Origin of the sequence: Nocardia violaceofusca NBRC 14427 (assembly GCF_963869435.1) — a bacterium.
Classification (GTDB): Bacteria; Actinomycetota; Actinomycetes; order Mycobacteriales; family Mycobacteriaceae; genus Nocardia; species Nocardia aobensis.
Genome location: NZ_CAWMPM010000002.1, coordinates 29,777 through 53,886, shown reverse-complemented (window position 1 = coordinate 53,886; position 24,110 = coordinate 29,777). Strand labels below are relative to the sequence as shown.

Sequence of the window (24,110 nt, the reverse complement as noted above, 5' to 3'; positions counted from 1 at the left end):
TTGAACGGGCGCTTTTGGGTTGATTGATTACATCGCGGAAAGGTGACACATGTCTAGATGCGCATATCTGCGTATCAATATTGAATATTGCCAGCCATGCCCGATATGGCTTCCGATCTCCCAAGGCAATTGAATCTCTCAGTGCGACAACAGGTATCACCGCCGTCTCCTCTCCAGCGGGCCGCTGAACTACTCCCCGTCGCGGACATCGCGCATTGTTTTCTCTGTTCCGGCTGCCGGATGGTGCCCCTCCCCTCCTAATCGCCGGCGCCAACCATGCCCGCCAACAGATTGTTGAATGCGCATATGTGCGTACCAGTATCTTCAAGACGTCGAACGCCGCCCGCGATCGGAAGGCGATGGGAGGCAAAGACGTTCACGCGGGGTACACCGTGGCCGACGACGAAAATTCCGCGCGCGTGGTCGACGATCGCTTTAGTCTGGATTACGTGATGTACCGGCTGCTGGCAGATGCCACCGCGGGTGTGCATTTCCTGTTCATCGCCTACCTCGTCGTCGGCGGGTTCGTCGCGTGGCGGTGGCGGTGGACGATCTGGACCCATATCGCCGCGGTGGCCTGGGGTTTCAGCACGGTCCTCGTCGGCGTCGACTGCCCCTTGACCTATCTGGAGACGTGGGCCAGGGAACGCGGTGGCGAAGCCGGCTTGCCGTCGACCGGCTTCATCGCCCACTACATCACCGGGGTTCTCTATCCGAGCAGCGCCTTGGATCTGGTGCGCGTCCTGGTCGTGGCGCTGGTGGTGGTGTCGTGGATCGGCTTCGTCCGGCTGGGCAGGCGCCGGCGTTACCGATCGCATCACGCGGTCGCCGAATAGCAGCCGCGCCCGCTACTCCCGGCTCATCGCTCGTACCGCACGGACGACGTCGTCACCGGTCAGCTGATCACCGGCGGGAGCGATCAGCCACTGCAGCGCAATACCCTGGAACAGCGCGAAATACAGTTTGGCGACCGCGCGGGCATCGCCGGCCGACAACTCGGGATGCACCTCACGCAGCGGCTCGACGAGCCCCGCGTAGACCTCCTCGGTGGCATGGGAGAAGTACTCCTGGGATTCCGGCGAGCGCGCCACCCGCACTCCGTTCTCGAAGCTGAGAATCAGCTCGTCCGGATGGTTCTGGATGACGTCCATCATGCCGTTCCAGGTGGCCTCCAGCGATTGCGCCAGAGTGCGCCCCTCCCCCGCGTCGCGGATGGCCTCTTCCATCCCCCGGCCGATCTCGTCACCGGTCACCTCCGCGATGGCCTCGGCGACCAATCGATCCTTCGTACCGAAGTGATAGCCGATGGCGGCCAGGCTGACCCCGGCGGCACCGGCGATATCGCGCGCGGTCACCTTGGCGAGACCGCGCTCCAGAATCGCCTTCCTCGCCCCCGCCAACAGATCCTCTCGATTACCCATAAGCCCAGGTTACAACGTATTAGACATTTGTACTAGACAAACGTGCCAGCCATATGGCACATTTGTCTAAGACATTCGGACCAACCGATAGGAACCGCCACCATGAACACCGTCTCCCGCCCCCTGCACATCCTGGTCTCCGGCGGCGGCATCGCCGGCAATGCCGTTGCGCTGCAACTGCTTCGAGCCGGCGTCGCGGTCACCGTCGTCGAGCGTGCCACCGCTGCCCGCCCGGGCGGACAGGCGGTCGATCTGCGTGGCCCCAGCCGCGAAGTGGCCGAGCGCATGGGCCTGATGCCGGGCATCGCCGAGTACCAGCTCGAAGAACTCGGCATCTCCTACATCGACCACAAGGGCCGCAACTACGCGAACATGTCGATGGAACACTTCGAGGGCAAGGGCCCGGTGGCCGAAATCGAGATCACCCGGGGCGACCTGAACCAGGTCCTGCTCGACGCGGTCGCCGCAGCCGGCGGCGAGCTGGACTACCGCTACGGCGACTGGATCGAATCGCTGACCCAGGACGACACCGGCGTGGCGGTCGAGTTCGCCTCGGGACGCAGTGGGCGCTTCGATCTCGTCGTCGGCGCCGACGGCGTGCATTCGGCGACCCGGCGACTGGCCTTCGGCCCGGAGGAGCAGTTCAGCACGTTCCTCGGTGGCTACGCCTCGTTCTTCACGATGCCCACCCCGGAGGGGGTCACGCCCGGCTGGTTCGCCATGCAGCTGGTTCCGTCCGCCGCGGTCGGTGTGCGGCCCGACCGTGATCCCGCCACCGCGAAGGCGATTCTCACCCTGCTCGGCGAGCCCGACCCGGCATTGCGCCGCGATACCGCCGCTCAGCAGCGGCTGATCCACGAGAAGATCGGCTCCCAGCCGCACTGGCACGCACCGACGATCCTGGCGGCCATGACCGAAGCCGACGACTTCTACTTCGACGAACTCGCGCGCATCGACATGCCCACCCTGGCGGCCGGTCGCGTGACCCTGGTCGGCGACGCCGGATACTGCGGCTCCCCGATGACCGGCATGGGCACCGCCATGGCGCTCGTCGGCGCCTACATCCTCGCCGGTGAGCTCGCGGCCGATCCCGGCGATGTGCCGGCGGCGCTGCGCCGTTACGAGGAGAAGGTCACGCCTTTCCTCGACAAGGCGAAGGAACTTCCCGGCGGCGGTATCGAGATGATGCTGTCCCCCAGCGACTTCGGCACATCACTGCGCCGGACCGCCAACCGGATCATGATGTCGAAGCCGATGCGGCCGGTGATGATGAAGCTCTTCTTCGGCAAGACCGACGAGTACGAACTTCCCACGTACGCGGCCTCCACCGCCGTGAGCGGCCGGTAGCAGCGGGTTAGAGCTGGGCCGTCGTGCCCGGCGCCAATCCCTCGGCGAGCCGCAGCTTGGCCGCCACATCCGACAGCAGCTCGATCGAGGAGGCGGACAGTCCGGCCGCGGTGGTGAGCAGCCGCCGCAACGCCGGATCGTCCACCGCCGCCGACACCAGATCGTCCCCGGGGGCCGGATCACCCGGCCCGCCGTCGTTGAACCGGGTCGATTCCACCGCCAGCACCCTGGCCACGGTTTCGACCAGAGCTTGCGACGGGTTGTCCCGGTTGCCCGAGCGCAGCTGGGACAGATAGGTCGCCGATACCGGATGCCCGGCCTGAGTCACGCGAAAAGCCAACGCGCGATTGGTCATCCGGGTACCGTGCACCTGCTCCCACTGCGAGATGACATCGTTGAAACGGTCCGCGAATCTCACCGGCGAAACACCCCCAGGCCGCTGCGAGAAACCGCACGGACCACAACACGAGAAAATGACATGTCGAAACTACCCTCGACCGCATCGTTTCGCGCGCCGACAGGCCGGACGGGGCGAGCCGGCGACGGGCCGTTACTCTCGCACCGTGCGGCAGACGATCATGGTGGACGTAGACACCGGAATCGACGATGCGCTGGCACTGCTGTATCTGCTGGCGGATCCGCAGCTGGAGATCGCCGGAATCGCCTCGACCGGCGGCAATGTGCCCACCGCGCAGGTCGCGGCGAACAATCTGGCTCTGCTGGATCTGTGCCGGGCGCCGGCCATCGAGGTGGCGCTGGGGGCGGCGCAGCCACTGGCGATCGCGCTGCAAACCACCGAGGACACCCACGGCCCGCACGGGATCGGCTACGCCGAATTACCGCCTTCGCCGCGCCCGCTGTCGGATCGTTCGGCGGCGCAGCTGTGGGTCGACACCGTCCGGGCGCATCCCGGCGCGGTCCTGGGCCTGTGCACCGGGCCGTTGACGAATCTGGCCCTGGCGCTGGAGCTGGAACCCCAACTGCCGCACCTACTTCGGCGGCTCGTGATCATGGGTGGCGCGTTCCGGCATCCCGGTAACACCACCCCCACCAACGAGTGGAATGTGCATGTCGACCCGGAGGCCGCCAAAGTGGTCTTCGACGCGTTCTCCTCCACGCCGCAGGATCGGCGACCGATCGTCTGCGCGCTCGACATCACCGAATCGATCGAGATGTTCCCGGAACATCTGCGACGGATCGCCGAACGGGCACACTGCGCCGGCGCCGCGATGCCGGCACCCGGCGATCCGCCCGGCCTCCGGTCCGAGGCCACCAATCCGATCGTGCGATTCCTGATCGACGCGGTCCGGTTCTACTTCGAGTTCCACCAGCACTACGACCAGGGGTACCTGGCACATATGCACGACCCGTTCGCCGCGGCGGTCGCGCTCGAACCGACCCTGGCGGTGCTGCGCCCCGCCACCGTGGATGTCGAGCTGGCCGGCACCCTCACCCGCGGCAGCACGGTCGCCGATTGGGCCGGGATGTGGGGTCGCGCGCCCAACGCCGATATCGCGGTCGGCACCGATCCGGCCGCCTTCTTCGACCGCATGATCGCGCGGATCGGCGATTTCGCGGCGACGCTGTATCCGCCGGTGGCACAGGAGGTTCGGTGACGGTCGACGACGGGGACCGGGCAGCGGTCGCGCGATTTGTGAGCCGGGCGGAGCTGCCCGGAATCATCGACGTGCACACCCATTTCATGCCGGACCGGGTGCTGCGCAAGGTGTGGGCGTATTTCGATTCCGCGGGCCCGCTGATCGGGCGACCGTGGCCGATCGCCTATCGCGACGACGAGCAGGAGCGCCTGGATACGCTGCGCGGCTTCGGGGTGCGGGCGTTCACCTCGCTGGTGTATCCACACAAGCCCGATATGGCGGCGTGGCTGAACGAATGGGCCGCCGACTTCGCGGCCCGCACCCCGGACTGCTTGCACACCGCCACGTTCTATCCCGAACACGGCGCCGGAAGTTATGTGAACGCGGCGGTCGAATCCGGAGCGCGGATCTTCAAATCGCATATCCAGGTCGGCGACTACCATCCGGGCGATCCGTTGCTGACCGAGGTGTGGGGGCTGCTGTCCGAGGCCGGGATTCCGGTGCTGATCCATTGCGGTTCGGGCCCGGCGCCGGGGACTTTCACCGGCCCGGAGCCGATCGCGGCACTGCTGCACCGGTTTCCGCGACTGACCCTGATCGTCGCCCACATGGGTGTCCCGGAATACTCGCCGTTTCTCGACCTCGCCGAGCGCTACGACAACGTGCACCTCGACACCACGATGTCGTTCACCGATTTCATCGAGGAACGAAACCCGTTCCCGCGCACCGAGTACGCCCGCTTGGCGGACCTGGGTGAGCGCATTCTGTTCGGCAGCGACTTCCCGAACATCCCGTACTCCTACGTTCATGCGCTGGAAGCGCTCGAACGGCTCGATCTGGGTGCGGACTGGTTGCGCGCGGTCTGCTACGGCAACGCGGCGCGGCTGTTCCGGGTGAGGTGAGCTGTCCGGGGACGAATACTCGTCGCCCGGACGGCCGCTATTTCTCGTCGAAGGCGCGCAGCAGTTCCTCGGCCGCCAGGGCCGGGGTCAGCGAGCCGTCGCGGATCTGCTTTTCCACCTGCGCGCGAATCGCTTTCACGCCGGGACTGTCTGCCAGCCGGCGCAGCAGCTGATCGTGCACCATGGTCCAGGTCCAGTCGACCTGCTGGCGGCGGCGCTTCTCCGCGAACTCCCCCGCCTCGGTGAGCGCCCGCCGGTGTTCGAGAACCGTATCCCAGAAGGTGTCCAGACCGGTGCCGTTCAGCCCGCTCATGGTGAGAACCGGTGGGCGCCATAGGGATTCGCGCGGATGGATCAGCCGCATCGCGCCCTGCAGTTCGCGCGCGGCCGCCCGCGCCTCCACCTCGTGGCGGCCGTCGGCCTTGTTGACCGCGACCAGGTCGGCCAGCTCCAGCACACCCTTCTTGATGCCCTGCAACTGATCTCCGGTGCGGGCCAGGGTGAGGAAGCAGAACACGTCGACCATATTGGCGACGGTCACCTCGGACTGGCCCACACCCACCGTCTCCACCAGGATCACGTCGTAACCGGCGGCCTCGAGCAGCACGATGGTTTCCCGGGTCGCCTTGGCGACACCGCCCAGTGTGCCCGCGGTCGGCGACGGGCGGATGAACGCCTCGCGCTCGACCGACAGCCGCGCCATGCGGGTCTTGTCGCCCAGAATCGATCCACCGGTGCGGGTCGAGGACGGATCCACCGCCAGCACCGCGACCCGATGTCCCTGGCCGATCAGATACATTCCGAGCGCGTCGATGAACGTCGACTTGCCCACGCCCGGAACGCCGGTGATACCGACGCGATTGGATTCGACGGCGCCACCTTCGGCCGTCAGCTCGAGCAGCAGGCGCTGCGCCGCCTCGCGGTGATCGGCGCGGGTGGATTCGACCAGGGTGATCGCGCGGGCGAGCGCGGCGCGCTGATTGTCGCGGATCGCACCTGCCAGTTCCGCCACATCGATGGTCCGGCGTCGCCCGCCGCCCTGCGACTGCGGTCCGTCCACGCGCAGCGCCGGGGGCAGGCCGCGGGCGGTGGACAGGGCCTGGGTTCCGGGCAACTCCGCGTTGGCGGGCAGCCCGGCCCCGGCGGGCGCATCGCCCGCCGGAGTCCGGTCGGCGTCGCTCATTCCGCCTCGGCTTGTCCGCCGATCTCGTGGCCGAGTTCGGCCGCCAGCTTCTGCAGTAGCCCGATCGCGGCGTCGGCGATCACGGTGCCCGGCGGGAAGATCGCCGCGGCGCCGGCGGCATACAGCTCGTCGAAATCACCGGGCGGAATCACACCGCCGACGATGACCATGATGTCGGGGCGTCCGACATCGGCCAGTGCCTGCCGTAGAGCGGGCACCAGCGTGAGGTGACCGGCCGCCAGCGAGGAGACACCGACGATGTGCACGTCGTTGTCGGCCGCCTGCTGGGCCACCTCTTCCGGGGTCTGGAACAGCGGGCCCACATCGACGTCCATGCCGAGGTCGGCGAAGGCGGTCGCGATCACCTTCTGACCGCGGTCGTGCCCGTCCTGGCCCATCTTGGCGACGAGGATGCGGGGGCGGCGGCCCTCGGCCTCGGCGAATTCCTCGACCAGCTCGATGGCCCTGCTGATGTTGGTCACCTTGCCGGCCTCCTCTCGGTAGACGCCCGACAGTGTGCGGATCTCGGCCTGGTGGCGACCGTACACCTTCTCCAGCGCGTCGGAGATCTCGCCGACGGTGGCCTTGGCGCGGGCGGCGTCGATGGCCAGGGCGAGCAGGTTGTTGCCCATCCCGCCTTCGGAAGATCCTGCGGCCCTGGTCAATTCGGCCAGCGCCCGCTCGACCTCGGCGCTGTCGCGCTCGGCGCGCAGGCGGCGCAATTTCTCGTTCTGCTCGGCGCGCACGCGCGAGTTCTCGACCTTGAGGACCTCGATCTCCTGGTCCTCGGTCACCTGATACTTGTTGACGCCGATCACCGGCTGCGCGCCGGTGTCGATGCGTGCCTGGGTGCGGGCCGCGGCCTCCTCGATGCGCAGCTTCGGGATGCCCTCCGAAATCGCCTGCGCCATACCGCCGTGCGCCTCGACTTCGGCGATGTGGGCCCGGGCCCGCTCGGCGAGCTGGTGGGTCAGCCACTCCACATAGTAGGAGCCGCCCCACGGGTCGATCGGGCGCGTGGTCCCCGACTCCTGCTGCAGCAGCAGCTGGGTGTTGCGGGCGATGCGCGCGGAGAAGTCGGTGGGCAGCGCCAGCGCCTCGTCGAGGGCGTTGGTGTGCAGCGACTGGGTGTGGCCCTGGGTCGCGGCCATCGCCTCGACACAGGTGCGCGCGACGTTGTTGAACACGTCCTGCGCGGTCAGCGACCAGCCCGAGGTCTGCGAGTGGGTGCGCAGCGACAGCGACTTCTGGCTCTTGGGCTCGAACTTCGACACCAGCTCGCTCCACAGCAGCCGGCCCGCGCGCAGCTTGGCGACCTCCATGAAGAAGTTCATGCCGATGGCCCAGAAGAACGACAGCCGCGGCGCGAACTGATCGATCTCCATCCCCGCGTCCAGGCCGGCGCGGATGTATTCGACACCGTCGGCCAGGGTGTAGGCCAGCTCCAGATCGGCGGTGGCTCCGGCTTCCTGGATGTGGTAGCCGGAGATGGAGATCGAGTTGAACTTCGGCATCTTCGCGGAGGTGTAGGCGAAGATGTCGGAGATGATCCGCATCGAGGGCTTGGGCGGATAGATGTAGGTGTTGCGGACCATGAACTCCTTCAGAATGTCGTTCTGAATGGTTCCGGCCAGCTGTTCGGGCTTGACGCCCTGTTCCTCGGCGGCGACGACGTAGAGCGCCAGGATCGGCAGCACCGCGCCGTTCATGGTCATCGACACCGACACCTGGTCCAGCGGAATCTGATCGAACAGTTCCCGCATGTCCAGGATGGAGTCGATGGCGACACCGGCCATACCGACGTCACCGGTGACGCGCGGGTGATCGGAGTCGTAGCCGCGGTGGGTGGCCAGGTCGAAGGCGACCGACAGACCCTTCTGGCCCGCGGCCAGGTTGCGGCGGTAGAAGGCGTTGGAATCGGCGGCGGTGGAGAAACCCGCGTACTGGCGGATGGTCCACGGCTGATTCACGTACATGGTCGGGTACGGGCCGCGCACGAACGGCGCCACGCCGGGCACGCTGTCGAGCGGATAGCCTTCGGCGACAACGGCATCGCGGTCTGCCTTGGTGTACACCGGCGCGACGTCGATACCTTCGGGCGTCGCCCAGACCAGTTGTTCGGGCGCATAGCCGTTGGCGGCGGCCGATTCGGCGACGAACGCCTCGACGTCGCCGCCACCGCTGCGCCCGACCGCCGGTTCACCCAGCGGTACCTCGGCGAAGCTGCCGATCACGTGGTTCACATCTCGAGTAGTCATTACGCTCCCAGCTTCTCCAGCAGGCCGGACAGGGTCGCCACCGCGTCCATGCGGGCCGTGAGGAATCCGTCCGGCCGCTGTGTGCCGCTCACCTCGGCCACCGCCTTCTCCGGTCCGGCCAGCAGTACCGTCGTCACGCCGGCGGCGCGCAACTGCTGCACGGCGGACGCGGCCTCGGTGCCGTAGCGCGCGTCGCTGCCGCACAGCACCGCCATCGTCGCTCCGGATTCCGTTGCGGCCGAGCCGATCGCGGACGTCTCCAGCGCTCCCGGGTTCACCGTTTCGATGCCGCCCGAGGCAAGCACATTCGCGGTGAAGGTCACGCGCACGTTGTGCTCGGCGACCGGGCCCAGCGGCACCAGCAGCGCACGCGGGCGGCGGCCGTGGGCGGCGAGGTAGGCATCCGAACGATTGCGCAGCGCCTCGAAGGCCGCGCCGTAACGCGCCACCGCATTCGTCGCACGCGCGGCCTCGGACAGCGGTTCCTCGGCGAGGTTCGGGAATTCGTTGACACCGGTGACCGCGGTGCGGCGGTGGGCGATATCGGATTCGCGGCGGGTCCGGGTGTCGGCGATGCGCTCGGCCAGCAGGCCGGACTCCAGGGCGGCGAGGTATCCGCCGGCGCGTTCGAGTTCCTGCATGAACGCCCACGCCGCACCGGCCACATCGGCGGTGAGACTCTCCACATGCCAGGAACCCGCGCCCGGGTCCTGCACATGTCCGAGATGCGACTCCTCGAGCAGCAGCAGCTGGGTGTTGCGTGCCATGCGTTCCGAGAACGCTTGCGACACACCGAGTTCCCCGGCCGGCAGGGCCGCGTCGAACGGCAGTACGGTGACCAGGTCCGCGCCGCCCACGCCGGCACCGAAAGCGGCCAGGGTGGTGCGCAGCATGTTCACCCACGGATCGCGCTGGCTCAGCATCGCCTCCGAGGTGACGGCGTGCTGCGGCGCGTTGCCGAAGTCCGGCGCTCCCGCCTCGTGCGCCACCCGCGCCCACAGTCGCCGGGCGGCACGGAATTTCGCGATGGTCTCGAACTGATCGTCGGTCGCCGCCAGCTGGAAACTCACCTGATCCAGCGCGTCGGCGATATCGAGGCCGGCGTCGGTGAGTGCGCGCAGGTAGTCCAGGCCCGCGGCGACGGCCGCGCCGATCTCCTGGGCGTCGGAGGCGCCGGCGTTGTGGAAGACCGTGCCGGACACCGTGATCGCACGGACGGTCTCGGTGCGGCCGGCGGCGGTGCGTGCCAGCTCGACCGCGGCGTCGAGGTCGGTGTCGGCCAGTCCGGCGAAGCGGCTGGTGAGCGGCGCCGCGCCGAGGAAGACGTGGATATCGGAGCGGTCGGCCACCTCGTAGCCGTCGAGCAGGGCCAGCACCTGGGCGGCGGCGGCCGGAGTGTCCGCACCCGCCCGCAGGCTCAGCGGAGCCAGCTCGAACAGCAGACCGCGCAGCGTGTCCGCCAGTCCCGCCACCGGGACGCCGTTCTCGCCCACGCCGAGCCAGACGGAGCTGACGCCGTTCTCCAGGGCGGCGAGGATCTCCTCGTTGACGGCGGCCGGATCCGTTCCGCCGATGCGGGCGCTGACATGCCAGCCGCGGTGCACGTCCCGGGTGCCCTCGTTACCGCGCACGAACGGGAACTGTCCCGGCAGCGGTTGTTCGGGCAGTTCGTCGCGACGGGTGTACAGCGGCGCGACGGTCACTCCGTCGTAATTGGTGACCTCGAGCAGGCGCTCCGGCTCGTCACCGAGTTCGGATGCCTCGACCTTGCGGGATTTGGCCAGTACTCCGGCCACGCCCTTGCGCCATGCGGCGTATCCGGGCACGGTGTCCGCACCCGGATCTGAACCAATCGGCATCGCTGCTGTACCTCTTCCACTCGACTCCGATACTTCACTCGTACCGGATACCTACGCTGGGACCCAACTCTTCGCAGCGCCTTCGCAACCGCCTGTGTGACCCCTTCACAGTGCGACGGGCGTGCGATATCGGCAGGTCGACGACCAGTTCGGTTAACGATCATTCATCAACCTTCATTCGATGCTAGCCCGGTGTTCGCATACTCTTCGCACAGCCTCGCCATACCGACCGGTAACCTGTCGCGGTGCCGAGGACGACGGATGTGGCGTTGCGACTACTGCGCAATCGACGGGTCGTGATGCTGGTGATCCTCGCAACCGCCCTGGTCGCGGTCGCCCTGCTGGCCCCGCATCCGGCCCCGCAACAGATTCGGGACTGGGCCGATTCGGTCGGCCCGGTCTTTCCGCTGCTGTTCTTTCTCGTCCACGCGCTCGTGACGGTGGCGCCGTTTCCGCGCACCGTGTTCACACTGAGCGCCGGACTGTTGTTCGGGCCGATTCTCGGCATCACCCTCGCGGTCGCCGCGACGACGGTCAGCGCCGTGCTGGCTCTGCTGCTGGTCCGGGCGCTGGATCGGGATCAGGTCGCCGCGCGGTTGACCCATCCGGCGGTGCGGGCGGTGGATCGGCGGCTGGCCCGGCGCGGCTGGCTCGCGGTCGGCTCGCTGCGATTGATCGCACCGGTGCCGTTCTCGGTGATCAATTACTGCGCCGGACTGTCCTCGGTGCGGATGATGCCCTATCTGCTGGCCACCTTCGTGGGCATCATTCCCGGCACCATCGGCGTCGTCGTCCTCGGCGACGCGCTGACCGGCCGGACGAACCCGGGTCTGCTGGTGCTGTCGGGGGCGTGCATCACCATCGGCGTGATCGGGCTGATCGTCGACGCCCGCTGGGGCGCAGAGCAATTCGCGGCCGTCGCCACCGAGGCGGCCGAGGAGCCGGCGCCGCACTGACCCCGACACCGCCGCGGCCGCTCAGCGCGCGCGCAGTGCCAGACCGGCCGGAACCGCCTCGAAGGCCTCGCGCACTCTGTCGGTCAGCGCGTCCCGGCCGCCGCGGCCGTCGGCGCGGACCCATTCCCGACCGGCCACGCTCCACGCCGAGGTCACCAGTTCGGCCAGGATGTGCAGTCGCAGATCGTCCGCGGGCAGTTCCAGGCGGTCGGCGAGGATCGTGACCGCATCGGCCTTCACGCCGTGGCGGTGGTACTCGACGTAGGCCAGTAGCGCCGGTGTGGTGCGGATGAGCCGGCGCGTCGCGACATATCGGCGATCCCACTCCGGTTCCAGATCGGCGACGGCCGCGGTCAGCGTCTCTCGCATCCCGTCCAGCACCACTCCGGTCAGCGGACGCTCCGCCAGCGCCGCGAGATATGCGGACCACAATTCGGCCTCCGCCTCGATGGCGGCCGCCTCCTTGGCCGGATAGGTGCGGAAGAAGGTGCTGCGCGACACCTCGGCCTCGTCCACGAGTTCGTCGAGTGTCGTCGCGTCGAATCCGCGTTCGGTGAACAGCCGCAGGGCGGCGTCGGCCAGTGCGCGGCGGGTACGCAGCCGTTTGCGCTCGCGCAGCGGCAGCGTGCGGTCGGATACGGGATCGGGCATGCCCGAGATGCTATCCGAACCCGGTTCCCAGGCACGTAAGAAATTGAGAATCGAATGATACTTGCGCTCGTATGGAACTCAGTGTCAGAATTGGCGCATCGTCTCGTAGTCAGGAGTCCGCCATGTCCCCCGTCACCCTCGATCCGTCGGTCATCGGCCAGGCCGAAAAGCATCACAACGCGCTTCTGCATCGAGTCCTCGCCGGTACCGGCGTCGACGAGGCGCAGTGGATCACTCTCAGCCAGGCCGCGGCAGCAGGCGGCACCGTCGACCGGGAGCGGCATATCGCCACTCTCGCGGCGAAGACGACCTGGGCGCCCACCGTTGTCGCGACCGCCGCGACGCGGCTCACCGAGCGTGATCTGATGCGCGAGGCGCCGGACGGTGAACTCATGGTCACCGAGTCGGGTGCTCGCCTCGTCGCGGACATCCGCTCCCGTACGAGCGCGGTGCTCGGCCGCGTCTACGGTTCGGTCCCGGCGGCCGACCTCGCGGTCGCCGGGCAGGTTCTCAGCATGATCACCGCCGGTCTGTCCCGCGAATTGGAAAGCTGACGATGATCACACCCGCCGCGTGGGAACAGAATTCCTGCGCGGCGCGCATCGTCGCCGGTACCGGAACGAGATAAAGCTCGTCCTCGCTCGGTAATGATGGGCGGCCGGGAGTATCGACGGCCGTAATAGGGCGGCCCGAACAGTGATCGGCTCTCGCTGCGCACAATCATTGTGTCGCGTCCCCGTCCGGACCAGAGTGCCTGTATCACTTTCGGTCCCGGCAGGAGGATGTATGGCCGCCACCGATGAACCGCGTTCGGGCGCTCGCGCCGTCGATCGTGCGATCGCGGTCCTGAACTGCTTCGACGGCGACGACCCCGAGCTGTCGGTCAGCGAACTGGCACAGCAGACGGGTCTGCCCGTCAGCACCACGCACCGACTGCTGCAGGCCCTCGTCCGCGGGCGACTGCTGGAACAGGACCATGCCAACGACCGCTACCGCATCGGGCACGGGCTCGCGTCGCTGGCGCGGCCGGCGCTGACGCGACTCGGCCTCGATTCGGCAGCGCCGCACCTCTACGCGCTGGCGGCGAATATCCGCATCTCGGTCAGTCTCAGCGTGCCCGACTCGCGCGACGCGCTGACCGTCTTCCAGGCGCGGCCCCCGGTCTCGTTCTGCCCCAACCAGATTCCACGGCCACGGCGCCCGTTGCGATCCAGCGCCGCCGGGCACGCGCTGCTGGCGTTCTCCCCCGGCGACCGCCTGATCGAGACCTACGCCGGCCGCCACGAATCCGATCCGCCGGCGTCGGCCGATCTCGACCGGGTGCGCCGCGCCGGATTCGCGGTCGAGGTGATCGACAGCGACGATCCGATCCGTTCGGTCGCGGTGCCGATCGTCGGCCGTGGCCGGCAGGTACGCGGCGCGCTCTGTGTGCAGGCCCGGTCCGCACGCCTCGACGCCGACCTGATGCGCTCGATTCTGCCCCCGATGCGCCATATCGCGAACCGGATCGGCCCGCTGCTGCACGCCGAACCCGACGCCGCGGACACATCCTCGTAAGCCCTTCGCGCGCCCCGCATTTCGGCTGCGGAATTATCCTCACGCTGATTTCCACACTGTGAAAACACCGTTGCTCACCAGCACGGACAGCCGCACCATGTGATCAACGCAGGTTGCTGTGATCCGCATCGCCGGTCCGAGCACTTTCCGAGAAGGCATCCGATGAACGTCTCCCGACTCTTGACGCGCCGCCGTACGGTGGATCTCATGCGCGTCCCGCACGGGATCTGTCGCGCCTGAGCCCGGGCGCCATTGCCGTCGCCGAAAGTCCCGCCAGGCAATTCGTTTCGCCGATCTACCGGTCGCCGCCCCCGATGTGCGCGTGGCCGCAGACGCATCCAGTGAAAGAACCGATCATGTCGTTCAGACGACCCCGGGTGGTGCGCGCCCTCGCCGCCGTCCTCGCCCTGCCCGTACTCGCCGCGCTCGCCGCGGGCTGCTCGAGTTCCGGCGCCGGTACCACCGCCGACGGTAAGACCATCCTTCGCTACCAGGGCCAGGCCGGCTCCGTCACGCCCTACGAACTGGCCGCCGACCTCGGCTACTTCTCCAAGATCGAGCTGAAGTGGGAGGGCGACACCACCAGCGGCCCGGCCAATATTCAGGCCGCCACCACCAAGCAGATCGAATTCGGCAGCGCGTTCAACGGCGCGGTCGTCAAGCTCATCGCCGGCGGCGCACCGGTCACCTCGGTGCTCAGCTCCTACGGCGCCGACGGGCAGAGTTTCACCGGCTACTACGTCCGCGACGATTCGGGCATCAAGACCGCCAAGGACCTGATCGGGAAGAAGGTCGGCGTCAACACTCTCGGCGCCCATCACGAATTCATCACCCGGCAGTGGTTGCACGATCAGGGTCTGACCGACGACGAGATCAAACAGGTGCAGCTCGTGGTCCTTCCCCCGGTCAATACCGAGGACGCGCTGCGCAAGGGGCAGATCGACGTGGCGGCGCTGGGAGGCCCGCTGCAGGACATCGCGCTCGCGCACGGCGCCATCCACCCGCTCTACACCGACAAGGGCCTGTTCGGCGAATTCGACTACGGCACCTACGTTTTCCGCAACGACTACATCGCCGATCATCAGGACGCGGTGGCCGACTTCGTCCAGGGCACGGCCCGCGCGACCCGCTGGCTGCAGATCACTCCGCACGATCAGGCGGTGGCGCGACTGGCCGACATCATCCACAAGCGCGGCCGCAACGAGAACACCAAACTGCTCGACTCCTACAAGTCGTCCGGCATTCCGGTGCCCGGCGCGGTGATCCAGGAGCGAGAGCTGCAGATCTGGATCGACTGGCTGGTCCGCAACGGTGAGCTGCCGGCCGGGAAGTTCGCGGCCAAGGATCTCTACACCAACAAGTTCAACCCCTACGCCAACGGCAAGTATCCCGCCGAGAGCGGGCCGACCGGAGAGGTGGTGGCCGCCAAATGAGCGTCACGGCAATCAAACTCGCGCTCGACGGGGTACGCAAGGAGTTTCCCGCGCGCGGCGCCGGAACTCCGTTCACCGCCCTGGAGAACATCACCGTGGACGTGCGCGACGGTGAATTCCTCGTGCTGGTCGGGCCCAGCGGTTCGGGTAAGTCGACCCTGCTGGACCTGCTGGGCGGGCTGACCCGGCCGACCCACGGCCAGATCCTGCTCGACGGCCGGCCGGTCACCGGCCCCGGACTCGACCGGGGGATCGTTTTCCAGCAGTACGCGCTGCTGCCGTGGCGCACCGCGCGCGGCAATATCGAATTCGGCTTGGAGGCCAAGCGCATCCGCCGGCGCGAGCGCCGCCGGATCGCCGACGAGTACCTGGAGCTGGTCGGCCTGACCGGCTTCGGCGACCGTTACCCGCACGAGTTGTCCGGCGGCATGAAACAGCGTGTGGCCATCGCGCGCAGCCTCGCCTTCGATCCCGAGGTGCTGCTGATGGACGAGCCGTTCGCCGCGCTCGACGCCCAGACCCGCGAATCGCTGCAGGACGAGCTGCTGCGCATCTGGCGCACCACCGGCAAGACCATCCTGTTCATCACCCACGACATCAACGAAGCCGTCTATCTGGGACAGCGGGTGGCCGTGCTCACCTCGCGGCCGGGACGGGTCAAGGCGGTGGTCGATATCGATCTCGACCGCGACACCGACCCGGACGCCGACATCCGCTCCAGCGAACACTTCAGCGAAGTCCGGCATCGGATCTGGTCGCTGCTGCACGACGAGGTGGCCCGCGCACAGGGTCTCGAGCAGGCCGACCTCGCGGCCACCGACAGGAGGTAACACCATGTCCACCACATTGCCCGCCACCGCCGAACCCGTGCTGGTGTCGAAGAAATCCTCCGTCTCGACTGTGAGTGCGGCCGAGGCTCCCGCTCGCTCCACCGCCGGCACAGGGCGGCAGCTGGCCGCCCTGGCCGGTCGCTGGGGCTGGCGGCTGTTCAAGCCCGTCCTGGTCATCGGCCTGTTCCTGGCCTTCTGGGAGCTCGCGCCCCGCTTCGGCCTGGTCGATCAGATCTTTCTGCCGCCGTTCTCCACCGTCGTGCAGCGCGGAGATGAGCTGATCCGCAACGGCCAGCTCTGGGACAACACCTCCGCCAGTCTGGGCCGATCCCTGGTCGGCTTCGCGATCGCGGTGGCGTGCGCCGTTCCGGCCGGCGTCGCCATCGCGTGGTACAAGCCGGTGGCCGACTTCGTGAACCCCCTGCTCGAGCTGTTCCGCAACACCGCGGCGCTGGCGCTGCTGCCGGTGTTCATCCTGATCCTCGGCATCGGCGAGACCTCCAAGGTCGCGATCGTGGTCTACGCGGGCTTCTTCCCGATCCTGCTGAACACCATCAGCGGTGTTCGATCGGTCGACCCGCTGTTGATCAAATCGGCTGTGTCACTGGGCTTCTCGCCGCTGCGGCTGTTCCAGAAGGTCATCCTGCCCGCCGCGGTCCCGACCATCTTCACCGGCATCCGGATGGCGGCCTCGGCCTCGATCCTGGTCCTGATCGCCACCGAGATGTCCGGTGCGCGAGCGGGACTCGGCTATCTCATCACCGCCGCACAGCAGAATTTCCAGATCCCCGACATGTATGTCGGGATCGTCGCCATCGCGATCGTCGGCCTGGTCTACAACGCCGTACTCGTCGCGATCGAACGCCGCCTCACCCGCTGGCGCCCGCAAACCGATCGCTGAAGCACTACACCGAAGGGACGACGACGCTCGATGTCGCCATCACCGAAAACCTTTCATCTCAACGCCTTTCTGATGGGCGTCGGTCATCACGAGGCGGCCTGGCGCCATCCGCGCACCGAGGAACGGCGCGTGCTCGACGTGAAGCATTTCCAGGAATTGGGCCGCATCGCCGAGCGCGGCAAACTGGATTCGGTCTTCTTCGCCGACGGTCTGGCGGTGGGCCCGCGCATTCAGCGCAATACGCTCGCGGTGTTCGAACCGGTGACATTGCTGTCGGCCATCGCCGCGGCGACCGAACATATCGGTCTCATCGCGACGGCCTCGACGACCTATAACGAACCGTTCAATCTGGCCCGCAAATTCGCCTCGCTCGACCACATCAGCGGCGGTCGTGCCGGATGGAACATCGTCACGTCCGGCAGCGTCGACGAGGCCTACAATTTCGGCTACGACGCCATTCCCGAACATGCTCGGCGATATGAGCGCGCCACCGAATTCGTCGATGTCGCTTTGCAGTTGTGGGACAGCTGGGAGTCCTCGGCCATCGTGCTCGACCCCGAGGCCGGTGTCTTCGCCGACCCGGACAAGGTGTACACCATCGACTACGACAGCGACCGGTTCCGGGTGCGCGGCCCGTTGAACTCCCCGCGCGGACCGCAGGGCCGGCCACTGCTGGTGCAGGCCGGATCCTCCGAGAGCGGAAAGGAATTCGCCGCCCGCTACGCCGAGGCGGTGTTCACCGCGCAGCGCACCCTGGAGGAGGGGCAGCGCTTCTATCGCGATCTGAAATCACGGCTGCCGAAGTACGGCCGCGGTGCCGACGAGCTGAAGGTGCTTCCCGGTCTGGTGCCCTACATCGCCGATACACCCGCCGAAGCCCTGGCACTGGAGCAGGAGTTCACCGATCTCATCTCCCCCGACTACGCGTTGCGCCAGCTGTCCACGCAGCTGGGCATCGATCTGACCGACCATCCGCTGGACGCGCCGCTGCCGCCGCTGCCGGTGGAAAGCGAGATCGAGGGCAACAAGTCCCGGTTCACGCTGGTCAAGGAGCTGGCCACGCAGGAGCAGCTGACCGTGCGCCAGCTGATCGGCAAACTCGGCGGCGGGCGCGGACATCGCAGCTTCGCCGGCACGCCGGAGCAGATCGCCGACGAACTGCAGACCTGGTTCGAGGCGGGCGCGGCGGACGGATTCAACATCATGCCGCCGTATCTGCCCGGCGGACTCACCGATTTCGTCGACCGGGTGGTGCCGATCCTGCAGGAACGGGGCCTGTTCCGCACCGAATACACCGCCGACACCCTGCGCGGGCACTACGGACTCGCGCCGGTGGAGAGCCGGTTCGCGGCCGGAGCCGCGATCAGCGCCTGACCGGCGGATACAACGCGACAGGCCCCTTCCGGGTAGATCCGGGAGGGGCCTGTCTGCACGCTGTGTATGCGGACGAACCGCGGGCGGAGGCGAACCTTACAGGTTGGCGCCACACACCGGCCAGGCGCCGGGGCCCTGGCTGGCGAGCACGTTCTCCGCGACGCGGATCTGCTCGGAGCGGCTGGCGTTGGCCGGGTTGCCACTGCCGCCGTTGGCGTTCCAAGTGCTCTGGGTGAACTGCAGGCCGCCGTAGAAACCGTTTCCGGTGTCGGCGCCCCAGTTGCCGCTGGCCTCGCACTGCGCCACCGCATCCCAGTCGTGGCCGCCGTCGGCAGACGCGGTAGCGGTCAGGCCGAAGGGGACGGCGACGATGGCGCCGGCGACGGCGGCGAAGCCGAGTGCGCGAGTGCTGAACTTACGGTTACGAGACATGTGGTTTTCCCTGCCTGCGCCCAGCCGGCCCGATGGTGACGATTACGGGTCCCTGTCCCCAGGTATGTCGGGGTCGAACTCGAACCGCGGGACAGGGTTGCCGGTGTTCAGCGATTCGAGCGTCAGCCCGGAATTCCGAGCTGCAAACGACCGTAACGGAGAAATCTCGATACATCACGTTGCGATAACAACCGAACTGTCTCAACCCATCGTGGAGGATATTCACGTTTACGCAGCGCATGGTGCGATAAACGCGCGTTACATAACTGTAGTTATATAAACGTTATGTGGTCGAGATCACTGAGATATAGTGATCCCCGTCGCATGACAACGCCCGAAATCGGTCATTTCACCCACCCGAATCACCTACGGACACCCAAAGGTGCCGGTCAGAGGGCTAACGCTCGGACACGGTGACGGGCCACCGGTCCACCGTCTCCAGCGACGTGAGCTGGGCATTCTCCAGTGCATGCGCGACACGCCGACCGTAACGAGATGCCAGGGCGGGAGTCCGGCCCACCCCGCCGGGACGGCGCCGCTCGGCATAGGCCAGCCAGCCCGAGGCCTGACGCAGGATCTCGCCCGTGCTCAGCGGCCCCGCGAGCAGCAGACCGCCGTATTCGGGCACGACCGCCACCGCACTGCCCAGATGCTGCAGGCACCGGCAGATTCCCAGTTCGTGCCCGAGATCGCGGTAGACGGTCAGCGCCAGCAGCCACCAGCGCATCGCACGCCGGGGCTCCCCGCGCATCCACCACAGCAGCCCCAGCGTTTCGAACGTGTGCGCCCGGCCGGACGGGTTGCGCCCGCCGCGGGTCAGGGTTTCGGCCAGCTCGAGACGGTCGCGGGCGGCATCCAGGCGGCCTTCGTGCATATGTGCGATGGCCAGGTCGTTCAGCGCACAGACCTCGGCGGCGATATCGCGCCGTGGCAGCAGCCACCACGCACGCTCGAAACCGGCCACGATGTCGGGCAGTGGGTACTCGCCACCCGGCAAGCGGTCGAAATCGCGCATCGCCTCGGCATGCGCGCGCCGGGCGTCCAGGCCCGTACTCCGGCGTGGACGGTTGCGGCGCCGCTTCCGGAGCGGACGCGGCCATCCCCGGCGTGTCGCGGTATCGAGCGCGAGATCGCAGCGGATCGATGCCAGTTCACGGATCTGCGGATGCGCCGGGCCGCTCAACGCCAGCATCGCCCGCGCCGCGGGGCCATCGGAAGGGGCCCCGATCCGCGCGTACCAGAGGTCGAGCGCGTCGGCGATCCGAGCCAGGGCCGCAATGTCGAGTTCGACGCCGTGATCGCAGTCGGCGCATGCGCGCACCAGCTCGGCCAGCCGGTCCGCGGTGCCCGTGAACCACCGATGCGCGCCGGCGCCGAGCCGATCCGAATCCAGGGCCACCGCCCAGCGCGTCGCCCGGTCGGAGTAGTGCCGGATCAGCGCGGGCCACGCGGCCCGCCACTGCGGTGTGCGGCGGACGACGGCGCGATCCGGCGATGTCGTGGTCTTCGCGACGGCGAATCGATCGTGTCCGTCGTGGACGATCACGCCGTGGGCGGCGAGCCGGATCAGAACCTCGCCGGTCGAACGCTGAACCACCGCCCGCTCCCCCGGCAGGACCGTCGCGGAGTCGAGCATCGCGGTCACCGTGTCGTAGAGCGCGGCGGCCTCGTAGTCGGTGAACGGCAGTGCCCGCAGGACGGCGGCGACGACCGCATCGGTCGCGTCCAGCGGCTGCGTCCGGGCCGGCGCGAGCGCGGGCAGCGCTGCGACGGTCCGCTCGACCACGGGTGGCGGCTGCACCAGGTCCGCGGTGAGATCCAGTTCCCGCCGGACACGCGCGCCCTCGCGCATATCCATCGTCTTGCGCCACAGCACATACAGCGCGGCGGCCGCCACCACCGCGACCGCCACCCAGCGCAGCACCCCCGCCAGCGAGTTCAGCACCCGGCTCTGCCCGACCGAACCCTCCAGCAGTTTCGCCACCACCTCGAGCAGCAGCGACGACGACATCACCCACGCGGCACCCAGAAACCCTTGCCAGACAGAGGATTTCGGGGTGGCGATGAGCTGCGACGCGATGTCGTGCTCGGGCCGGTGCGAGTGGCCGCTCATCGCACGATCCCGCCCGTCAATCCCGGAACCAGGAAGCGGCGCCAGGTCATCAGCAACAGCAGTACCGGTGGGACCGTCGACAGCAGCGCCCCGGCCGCGAGATGGGCGGCGTTCTCCTGGAATTGCCGCGCGTCGCCCCACAGCAGCAGCGACCACGGACTGACATCGGCGCCGCTGACCATCAATCCGATGAAGAAGTCGTTCCACACCTGAATCAGTTCGAGCACCGCGACCGCGCCGACGGCGGGCCACGCGGTCGACACCACGCGGCCCAGCACGGCCCACGGTTTGGCCAGACTGTGCAGGGCGTCGGCGGCCGGACCGTCCGAGGGCGCGAGCAGCGCTCCGCGCAGAATCAGGATCGCGATGGGCAATCCGATCGCGGCGTGCACCACGATCAGCGAGGAGAACGACGTCCCGGTCAATCCCATCCGCTCGATGACGCGCCGGATCGGCCCGACGTAGAGCTGCGCGGGCAGCACGGTGAACACCACCAGCACCACCACCGCGATCCGCGAACGCAGCGCATCGGCGGGCAGCGCGGCGAGCTGATGGGCGACCGGGAACGCCGCACCGATGACGAGAACGGTGGCCCACACCGCCACCCAGCCCGTATTGGCCATGGCATGCAACAACTCTCGGTGCTGCCACACCGATCCGGCGCCGGCGAGGGCGGGCCCGTCGGCGCCCACCCAGCTGAACACCACCAACGCCAGCAACGGCCCCAGCGACAGCGACGAGACCGCCACGAGGCGAAGGACGCCGCGCGCGGTGCGTCGCGTGCGCACCGGATCGGCGCTCGGACGGCGCATCCAGCCGACGCGGTGGCGGCGCACGTCGGTCTGCAGAATCCACGCCGCCGAGCCGATCAGCACCGCCAGCGGCAGCGAATAGGCCGCGGCCACACCGGGATCGGCATCGGGATCCGAGACCAGCCGCCACCAGTGCACGGTCGCCGAGTCCAGCGAATACTGCAGCGATCCCGGCACCGCGATCAGAATGATGTCGAAGATCCGCGCCGCGGCGACGGCGACGACGAGGCCGAGGATCAGGAAGACCGGGCGTACCAATTCGAACAGCCGGGCCCGGGTCCGGCCCGCGCCACGCGCGTCCTCGAGGTAGCCGCGCCGCACCGGATCGGCCTCGATGGCGGCGATCGCGGCGCGGAACAGCGCGAACAGCGCACCCAGCCAGCACCAGACGAAGGCCGCGATCAACAGGGTCATCAGCCACACGCGCTGGCCGGCCACGCCCGGCACCGGCATCCGGTAGTCGGGATTCTCGGCCAGCAGGCGCAGGGCCAGTCCGGCGACGAACGCGGAAACGCCGAACGGCAGGATCAGCGGTGGCCACGGCCACCAGCCCCGGCGGCCACGCCAGGCCAGTTCCAACGCCAGGACCAGCACGGCCAGCGCGCACAGCACCCACACGAGCGTCCGGACATAGGCGCCGCGCCCACCGGGCCCCAGTTCGACGCCGATTCCCCGAATCGTCACCACGAGCGCGACCACCACGACGGGCCACCACAGCGAACGCCACCGAATCCGTGCGACGAGGCGCGCGCCGTCCGGCGCCTCGCGGCGAAACACGGTCGGCCACAATCGATGGCGCAGCAATGTCCAGCGACCCCGCACCGCCGCCGCCGTGAGCGCGCGCACCGCGTCGTCGCGGCGCCACAGCAGCGTGCCCGCCGCGACCAGTACCATCAGCAGCGCACACCAGCCGACCATCGCCCACTGTGCGCGGATCGCGGTCCACACCGTGGTGGCGGCCGGCCCGACCAGCAGCAGCAGGATCAGCACCAGCGCCGGCAGCTGCGCGGGCCACATCGACCACTGCCGAGGGTGGCGTCCCGGGATCACCGGACCGGCGATGCGTGTGAGCGCCGGCTCCAGATCCAGTCCGTGCGCGTGGATGTGCCCGGCCGTCATCGCGCTCTCCGTTCGAACTCGTCGAGTGCGCGCACCGCGTGATCGACCGCCGCGTCGAGTCGGTCGGCGTGGCCGTCGCCGACGGTGACGAGCAGGTCGGTCAGCACTCGCCACAGGCCGTCGCGCCGCCCGGCGGCGCCGATGAGATCGGCGAAATCGAACGCCGACCACGAATGCAACTGACCCGCAACCGGATCCAGCATCGGCGCGTGGTCCGGGACGGTGCGCGGACTCGGTGCCAGGAAGCCGCCGTAGTCGCCGATCCAGGCCGAGACGGCGCCCGGCGCGGTCAGTGCGCCGAGCACCGGCACCGCATCGTGGGCCCCGGCGGCGGTCGCGACGATCACGTCGCCGCCGCCGATGGCCGGGCGCGGGCCCCCGGGCGCCACCGCCGGAAAGGGCATGACGCCCACGGCGTCCGCGGGCCGGCCGGCCCGGCGCAGGCAGCTACGCACGATCGGTTCCGCGAAATCGGGGGCCACCACCATCGCCGCGGTGCGCCGTTCGAACACCTCGCGCACCGATTCCGGAAATTGCCGGGTCAGGGTGGCGGCGATACCGCCCGGGAAGGTGCCACGCGGCGCCCACATGGTGCCCAGCCGGTACAGGGTCGCCCGCACCGCGTCGCGATCCCATTCTCGCGGACGGTCCGGCTCCCCGGCGGCGGCCAAATCCTCGTAGTCCCAGGCGGATTCGCCGTAGAGAATGTTGCCGAACAGGTCGGCCAGCACCCAGCCGTCGGCGCCACCCAGCGCCAGTGGACGGCGGGCGGTCGCCTCCGCGATACGCTGCGGCCACTGCGTGACGGTCCAGTCGCGCGGGTCGTCGCGCGGCCGGTCGCCGCCGAAGGCGTAGCGGTCGTACCACACCAGCGACTTGTCGGCCGCCTTGAACGGAATGCCGTAGAGCGCACCGTCTTTCCACAGCAGCGAGCGCCACCGATCCGGATAGCGCGGTCCCGCCGCGTCGTGCCACAGTGTGGGCGGCAGTGCGCGCAACACCCCGCCCGCCAGCTCACCGATCCGTCCGACCTCGGGCAACATCACCAGATCGGGGGCGGAACGGCCGCGCGCCTGCAGGGCCGTATCGATGTCGTCGCCGAGCGGTAACACCGCGACCGTGGCACCCAGCCCCGCATCGTCGAGCACCCGGCGGAACGCGGCGAGCTCGGATCCGCTCCAGGGCACCGCGATTCGCACCGAGGCGGGGTGGCCGAACAGCACTCCGGGGGCGCATGCGGTGAGCATCGGCGCCAACGCCGCGGCACGCAGCACCGCCCGCCGTGTCGCCATGCCCACCCCCGAGTCCGCGTGCCCTGCACCGACATTCGAATGCCGGTCCGCGTGATTCGCGGACCGGCAATC

General features: G+C 68.5%; 21 protein-coding genes. 11 read left to right on the top strand and 10 right to left on the bottom strand.

Annotated elements, in window-relative coordinates; genetic code table 11:
• Positions 1-452: 452 nt before the first annotated feature.
• Complete coding sequence (locus AC5592_RS02275) at positions 453-836, top strand: DUF2784 domain-containing protein (RefSeq protein WP_371507068.1); 384 nt, start codon at positions 453-455, stop codon at positions 834-836.
• A gap of 12 nt (positions 837-848) precedes the next feature.
• On the opposite strand, the gene AC5592_RS02270 is transcribed toward AC5592_RS02275, so the two are convergent.
• Positions 849-1,421, bottom strand: coding sequence for a TetR/AcrR family transcriptional regulator (locus AC5592_RS02270; RefSeq protein WP_036501106.1), 573 nt, complete (start codon positions 1,419-1,421; stop codon positions 849-851).
• Positions 1,422-1,523: 102 nt separating this feature from the next.
• On the opposite strand from AC5592_RS02270, the gene AC5592_RS02265 reads away from it, so the two are divergent.
• Positions 1,524-2,768: an FAD-dependent monooxygenase gene (locus AC5592_RS02265; protein ID WP_063063225.1), complete on the top strand. Its 1,245-nt coding sequence runs from the start codon at positions 1,524-1,526 to the stop codon at positions 2,766-2,768.
• A gap of 7 nt (positions 2,769-2,775) precedes the next feature.
• Here the strand turns inward: AC5592_RS02265 and AC5592_RS02260 are convergent, their stop codons facing one another.
• Positions 2,776-3,186 (bottom strand): hypothetical protein, encoded by a 411-nt coding sequence (locus AC5592_RS02260; protein ID WP_051024569.1) that lies wholly within the window; start codon positions 3,184-3,186, stop codon positions 2,776-2,778.
• A gap of 145 nt (positions 3,187-3,331) precedes the next feature.
• Between AC5592_RS02260 and AC5592_RS02255 the strand changes: the two genes are divergently transcribed.
• On the top strand, positions 3,332-4,384 hold the full coding sequence (locus tag AC5592_RS02255; protein ID WP_269750140.1) for a nucleoside hydrolase: 1,053 nt from the start codon (positions 3,332-3,334) through the stop codon (positions 4,382-4,384).
• On the top strand, positions 4,381-5,268 hold the full coding sequence (locus tag AC5592_RS02250) for an amidohydrolase family protein (protein ID WP_063063224.1): 888 nt from the start codon (positions 4,381-4,383) through the stop codon (positions 5,266-5,268). The genes AC5592_RS02255 and AC5592_RS02250 overlap by 4 nt, the downstream gene beginning before the upstream one ends.
• A gap of 37 nt (positions 5,269-5,305) precedes the next feature.
• On the opposite strand, the gene meaB is transcribed toward AC5592_RS02250, so the two are convergent.
• The 3 genes from meaB to AC5592_RS02235 are packed head-to-tail and all read right to left on the bottom strand — an operon-like array spanning position 5,306 to position 10,568.
• Complete coding sequence (gene meaB, locus AC5592_RS02245) at positions 5,306-6,451, bottom strand: methylmalonyl Co-A mutase-associated GTPase MeaB (RefSeq protein WP_084506272.1); 1,146 nt, start codon at positions 6,449-6,451, stop codon at positions 5,306-5,308.
• Positions 6,448-8,709, bottom strand: coding sequence for a methylmalonyl-CoA mutase (gene scpA, locus AC5592_RS02240; RefSeq protein WP_063063223.1), 2,262 nt, complete (start codon positions 8,707-8,709; stop codon positions 6,448-6,450). Before scpA ends, meaB begins: the two co-directional genes overlap by 4 nt.
• On the bottom strand, positions 8,709-10,568 hold the full coding sequence (locus AC5592_RS02235) for a methylmalonyl-CoA mutase family protein (protein WP_084506271.1): 1,860 nt from the start codon (positions 10,566-10,568) through the stop codon (positions 8,709-8,711). The genes scpA and AC5592_RS02235 overlap by 1 nt, the downstream gene beginning before the upstream one ends.
• Positions 10,569-10,867: 299 nt before the next feature.
• Here AC5592_RS02235 and AC5592_RS02230 point away from each other — a divergent pair, with 299 nt between their 5' ends.
• Positions 10,868-11,524 (top strand): TVP38/TMEM64 family protein, encoded by a 657-nt coding sequence (locus tag AC5592_RS02230; protein WP_063063239.1) that lies wholly within the window; start codon positions 10,868-10,870, stop codon positions 11,522-11,524.
• Between the two features lie 21 nt (positions 11,525-11,545).
• Here AC5592_RS02230 and AC5592_RS02225 read toward each other — a convergent pair whose 3' ends face one another.
• Entirely contained in the window at positions 11,546-12,175 is a 630-nt protein-coding gene (locus AC5592_RS02225; protein WP_063063222.1) for a TetR family transcriptional regulator, read from the bottom strand.
• Positions 12,176-12,297: 122 nt separating this feature from the next.
• Here AC5592_RS02225 and AC5592_RS02220 point away from each other — a divergent pair, with 122 nt between their 5' ends.
• The 6 genes from AC5592_RS02220 to AC5592_RS02195 all read left to right on the top strand — a co-directional run bounded on the left by AC5592_RS02220 (position 12,298) and on the right by AC5592_RS02195 (position 18,270).
• A complete protein-coding gene (locus tag AC5592_RS02220) occupies positions 12,298-12,729 on the top strand; it encodes a hypothetical protein (protein WP_063063221.1) in 432 nt (143 codons plus the stop codon).
• A 232-nt stretch (positions 12,730-12,961) separates the two neighbouring features.
• Complete coding sequence (locus tag AC5592_RS02215) at positions 12,962-13,732, top strand: IclR family transcriptional regulator (RefSeq protein WP_036501100.1); 771 nt, start codon at positions 12,962-12,964, stop codon at positions 13,730-13,732.
• A gap of 356 nt (positions 13,733-14,088) precedes the next feature.
• Entirely contained in the window at positions 14,089-15,165 is a 1,077-nt protein-coding gene (locus tag AC5592_RS02210) for an ABC transporter substrate-binding protein (protein ID WP_036501135.1), read from the top strand.
• On the top strand, positions 15,162-15,995 hold the full coding sequence (locus AC5592_RS02205; RefSeq protein ID WP_063063220.1) for an ABC transporter ATP-binding protein: 834 nt from the start codon (positions 15,162-15,164) through the stop codon (positions 15,993-15,995). The genes AC5592_RS02210 and AC5592_RS02205 overlap by 4 nt, the downstream gene beginning before the upstream one ends.
• 4 nt (positions 15,996-15,999) lie before the next feature.
• Positions 16,000-16,896 carry an ABC transporter permease gene (locus tag AC5592_RS02200; protein WP_036501096.1) on the top strand — a complete coding sequence of 299 codons (897 nt, stop codon included), beginning with the start codon at positions 16,000-16,002 and terminating at the stop codon, positions 16,894-16,896.
• Between the two features lie 30 nt (positions 16,897-16,926).
• The gene (locus AC5592_RS02195) at positions 16,927-18,270 is read left to right on the top strand and encodes an LLM class flavin-dependent oxidoreductase (RefSeq protein ID WP_063063219.1); all 1,344 of its coding nucleotides are present in this window, start codon (positions 16,927-16,929) and stop codon (positions 18,268-18,270) included.
• Positions 18,271-18,366: 96 nt separating this feature from the next.
• Here AC5592_RS02195 and AC5592_RS02190 read toward each other — a convergent pair whose 3' ends face one another.
• The 4 genes from AC5592_RS02190 to AC5592_RS02175 form a co-directional block, all read right to left on the bottom strand.
• The gene (locus AC5592_RS02190; protein WP_036501092.1) at positions 18,367-18,702 is read right to left on the bottom strand and encodes a transglycosylase family protein; all 336 of its coding nucleotides are present in this window, start codon (positions 18,700-18,702) and stop codon (positions 18,367-18,369) included.
• Between the two features lie 397 nt (positions 18,703-19,099).
• Positions 19,100-20,815, bottom strand: coding sequence for a hypothetical protein (locus tag AC5592_RS02185; RefSeq protein WP_063063218.1), 1,716 nt, complete (start codon positions 20,813-20,815; stop codon positions 19,100-19,102).
• A complete protein-coding gene (locus AC5592_RS02180) occupies positions 20,812-22,746 on the bottom strand; it encodes a hypothetical protein (protein WP_063063217.1) in 1,935 nt (644 codons plus the stop codon). The genes AC5592_RS02185 and AC5592_RS02180 overlap by 4 nt, the downstream gene beginning before the upstream one ends.
• Entirely contained in the window at positions 22,743-24,038 is a 1,296-nt protein-coding gene (locus tag AC5592_RS02175) for an ABC transporter substrate-binding protein (protein WP_063063216.1), read from the bottom strand. Before AC5592_RS02175 ends, AC5592_RS02180 begins: the two co-directional genes overlap by 4 nt.
• Positions 24,039-24,110 lie beyond the last annotated feature (72 nt).

Excerpts from the sequence above, each read along its gene's own strand:
- AC5592_RS02275 (WP_371507068.1), top strand. The coding sequence starts at position 453 with ATGTACCGGCTGCTGGCAGATGCCACCGCGGGTGTGCATTTCCTGTTC.
- AC5592_RS02270 (WP_036501106.1), bottom strand. The coding sequence starts at position 1,421 with ATGGGTAATCGAGAGGATCTGTTGGCGGGGGCGAGGAAGGCGATTCTG.
- AC5592_RS02265 (WP_063063225.1), top strand. The coding sequence starts at position 1,524 with ATGAACACCGTCTCCCGCCCCCTGCACATCCTGGTCTCCGGCGGCGGC.
- meaB (WP_084506272.1), bottom strand. The coding sequence starts at position 6,451 with ATGAGCGACGCCGACCGGACTCCGGCGGGCGATGCGCCCGCCGGGGCC.
- scpA (WP_063063223.1), bottom strand. The coding sequence starts at position 8,709 with ATGACTACTCGAGATGTGAACCACGTGATCGGCAGCTTCGCCGAGGTA.
- AC5592_RS02235 (WP_084506271.1), bottom strand. The coding sequence starts at position 10,568 with ATGCCGATTGGTTCAGATCCGGGTGCGGACACCGTGCCCGGATACGCC.
- AC5592_RS02230 (WP_063063239.1), top strand. The coding sequence starts at position 10,868 with ATGCTGGTGATCCTCGCAACCGCCCTGGTCGCGGTCGCCCTGCTGGCC.
- AC5592_RS02225 (WP_063063222.1), bottom strand. The coding sequence starts at position 12,175 with ATGCCCGATCCCGTATCCGACCGCACGCTGCCGCTGCGCGAGCGCAAA.
- AC5592_RS02220 (WP_063063221.1), top strand. The coding sequence starts at position 12,298 with ATGTCCCCCGTCACCCTCGATCCGTCGGTCATCGGCCAGGCCGAAAAG.
- AC5592_RS02215 (WP_036501100.1), top strand. The coding sequence starts at position 12,962 with ATGGCCGCCACCGATGAACCGCGTTCGGGCGCTCGCGCCGTCGATCGT.
- AC5592_RS02210 (WP_036501135.1), top strand. The coding sequence starts at position 14,089 with ATGTCGTTCAGACGACCCCGGGTGGTGCGCGCCCTCGCCGCCGTCCTC.
- AC5592_RS02205 (WP_063063220.1), top strand. The coding sequence starts at position 15,162 with ATGAGCGTCACGGCAATCAAACTCGCGCTCGACGGGGTACGCAAGGAG.
- AC5592_RS02200 (WP_036501096.1), top strand. The coding sequence starts at position 16,000 with ATGTCCACCACATTGCCCGCCACCGCCGAACCCGTGCTGGTGTCGAAG.
- AC5592_RS02195 (WP_063063219.1), top strand. The coding sequence starts at position 16,927 with ATGTCGCCATCACCGAAAACCTTTCATCTCAACGCCTTTCTGATGGGC.
- AC5592_RS02190 (WP_036501092.1), bottom strand. The coding sequence starts at position 18,702 with ATGTCTCGTAACCGTAAGTTCAGCACTCGCGCACTCGGCTTCGCCGCC.
- AC5592_RS02185 (WP_063063218.1), bottom strand. The coding sequence starts at position 20,815 with ATGAGCGGCCACTCGCACCGGCCCGAGCACGACATCGCGTCGCAGCTC.
- AC5592_RS02180 (WP_063063217.1), bottom strand. The coding sequence starts at position 22,746 with ATGACGGCCGGGCACATCCACGCGCACGGACTGGATCTGGAGCCGGCG.
- AC5592_RS02175 (WP_063063216.1), bottom strand. The coding sequence starts at position 24,038 with ATGGCGACACGGCGGGCGGTGCTGCGTGCCGCGGCGTTGGCGCCGATG.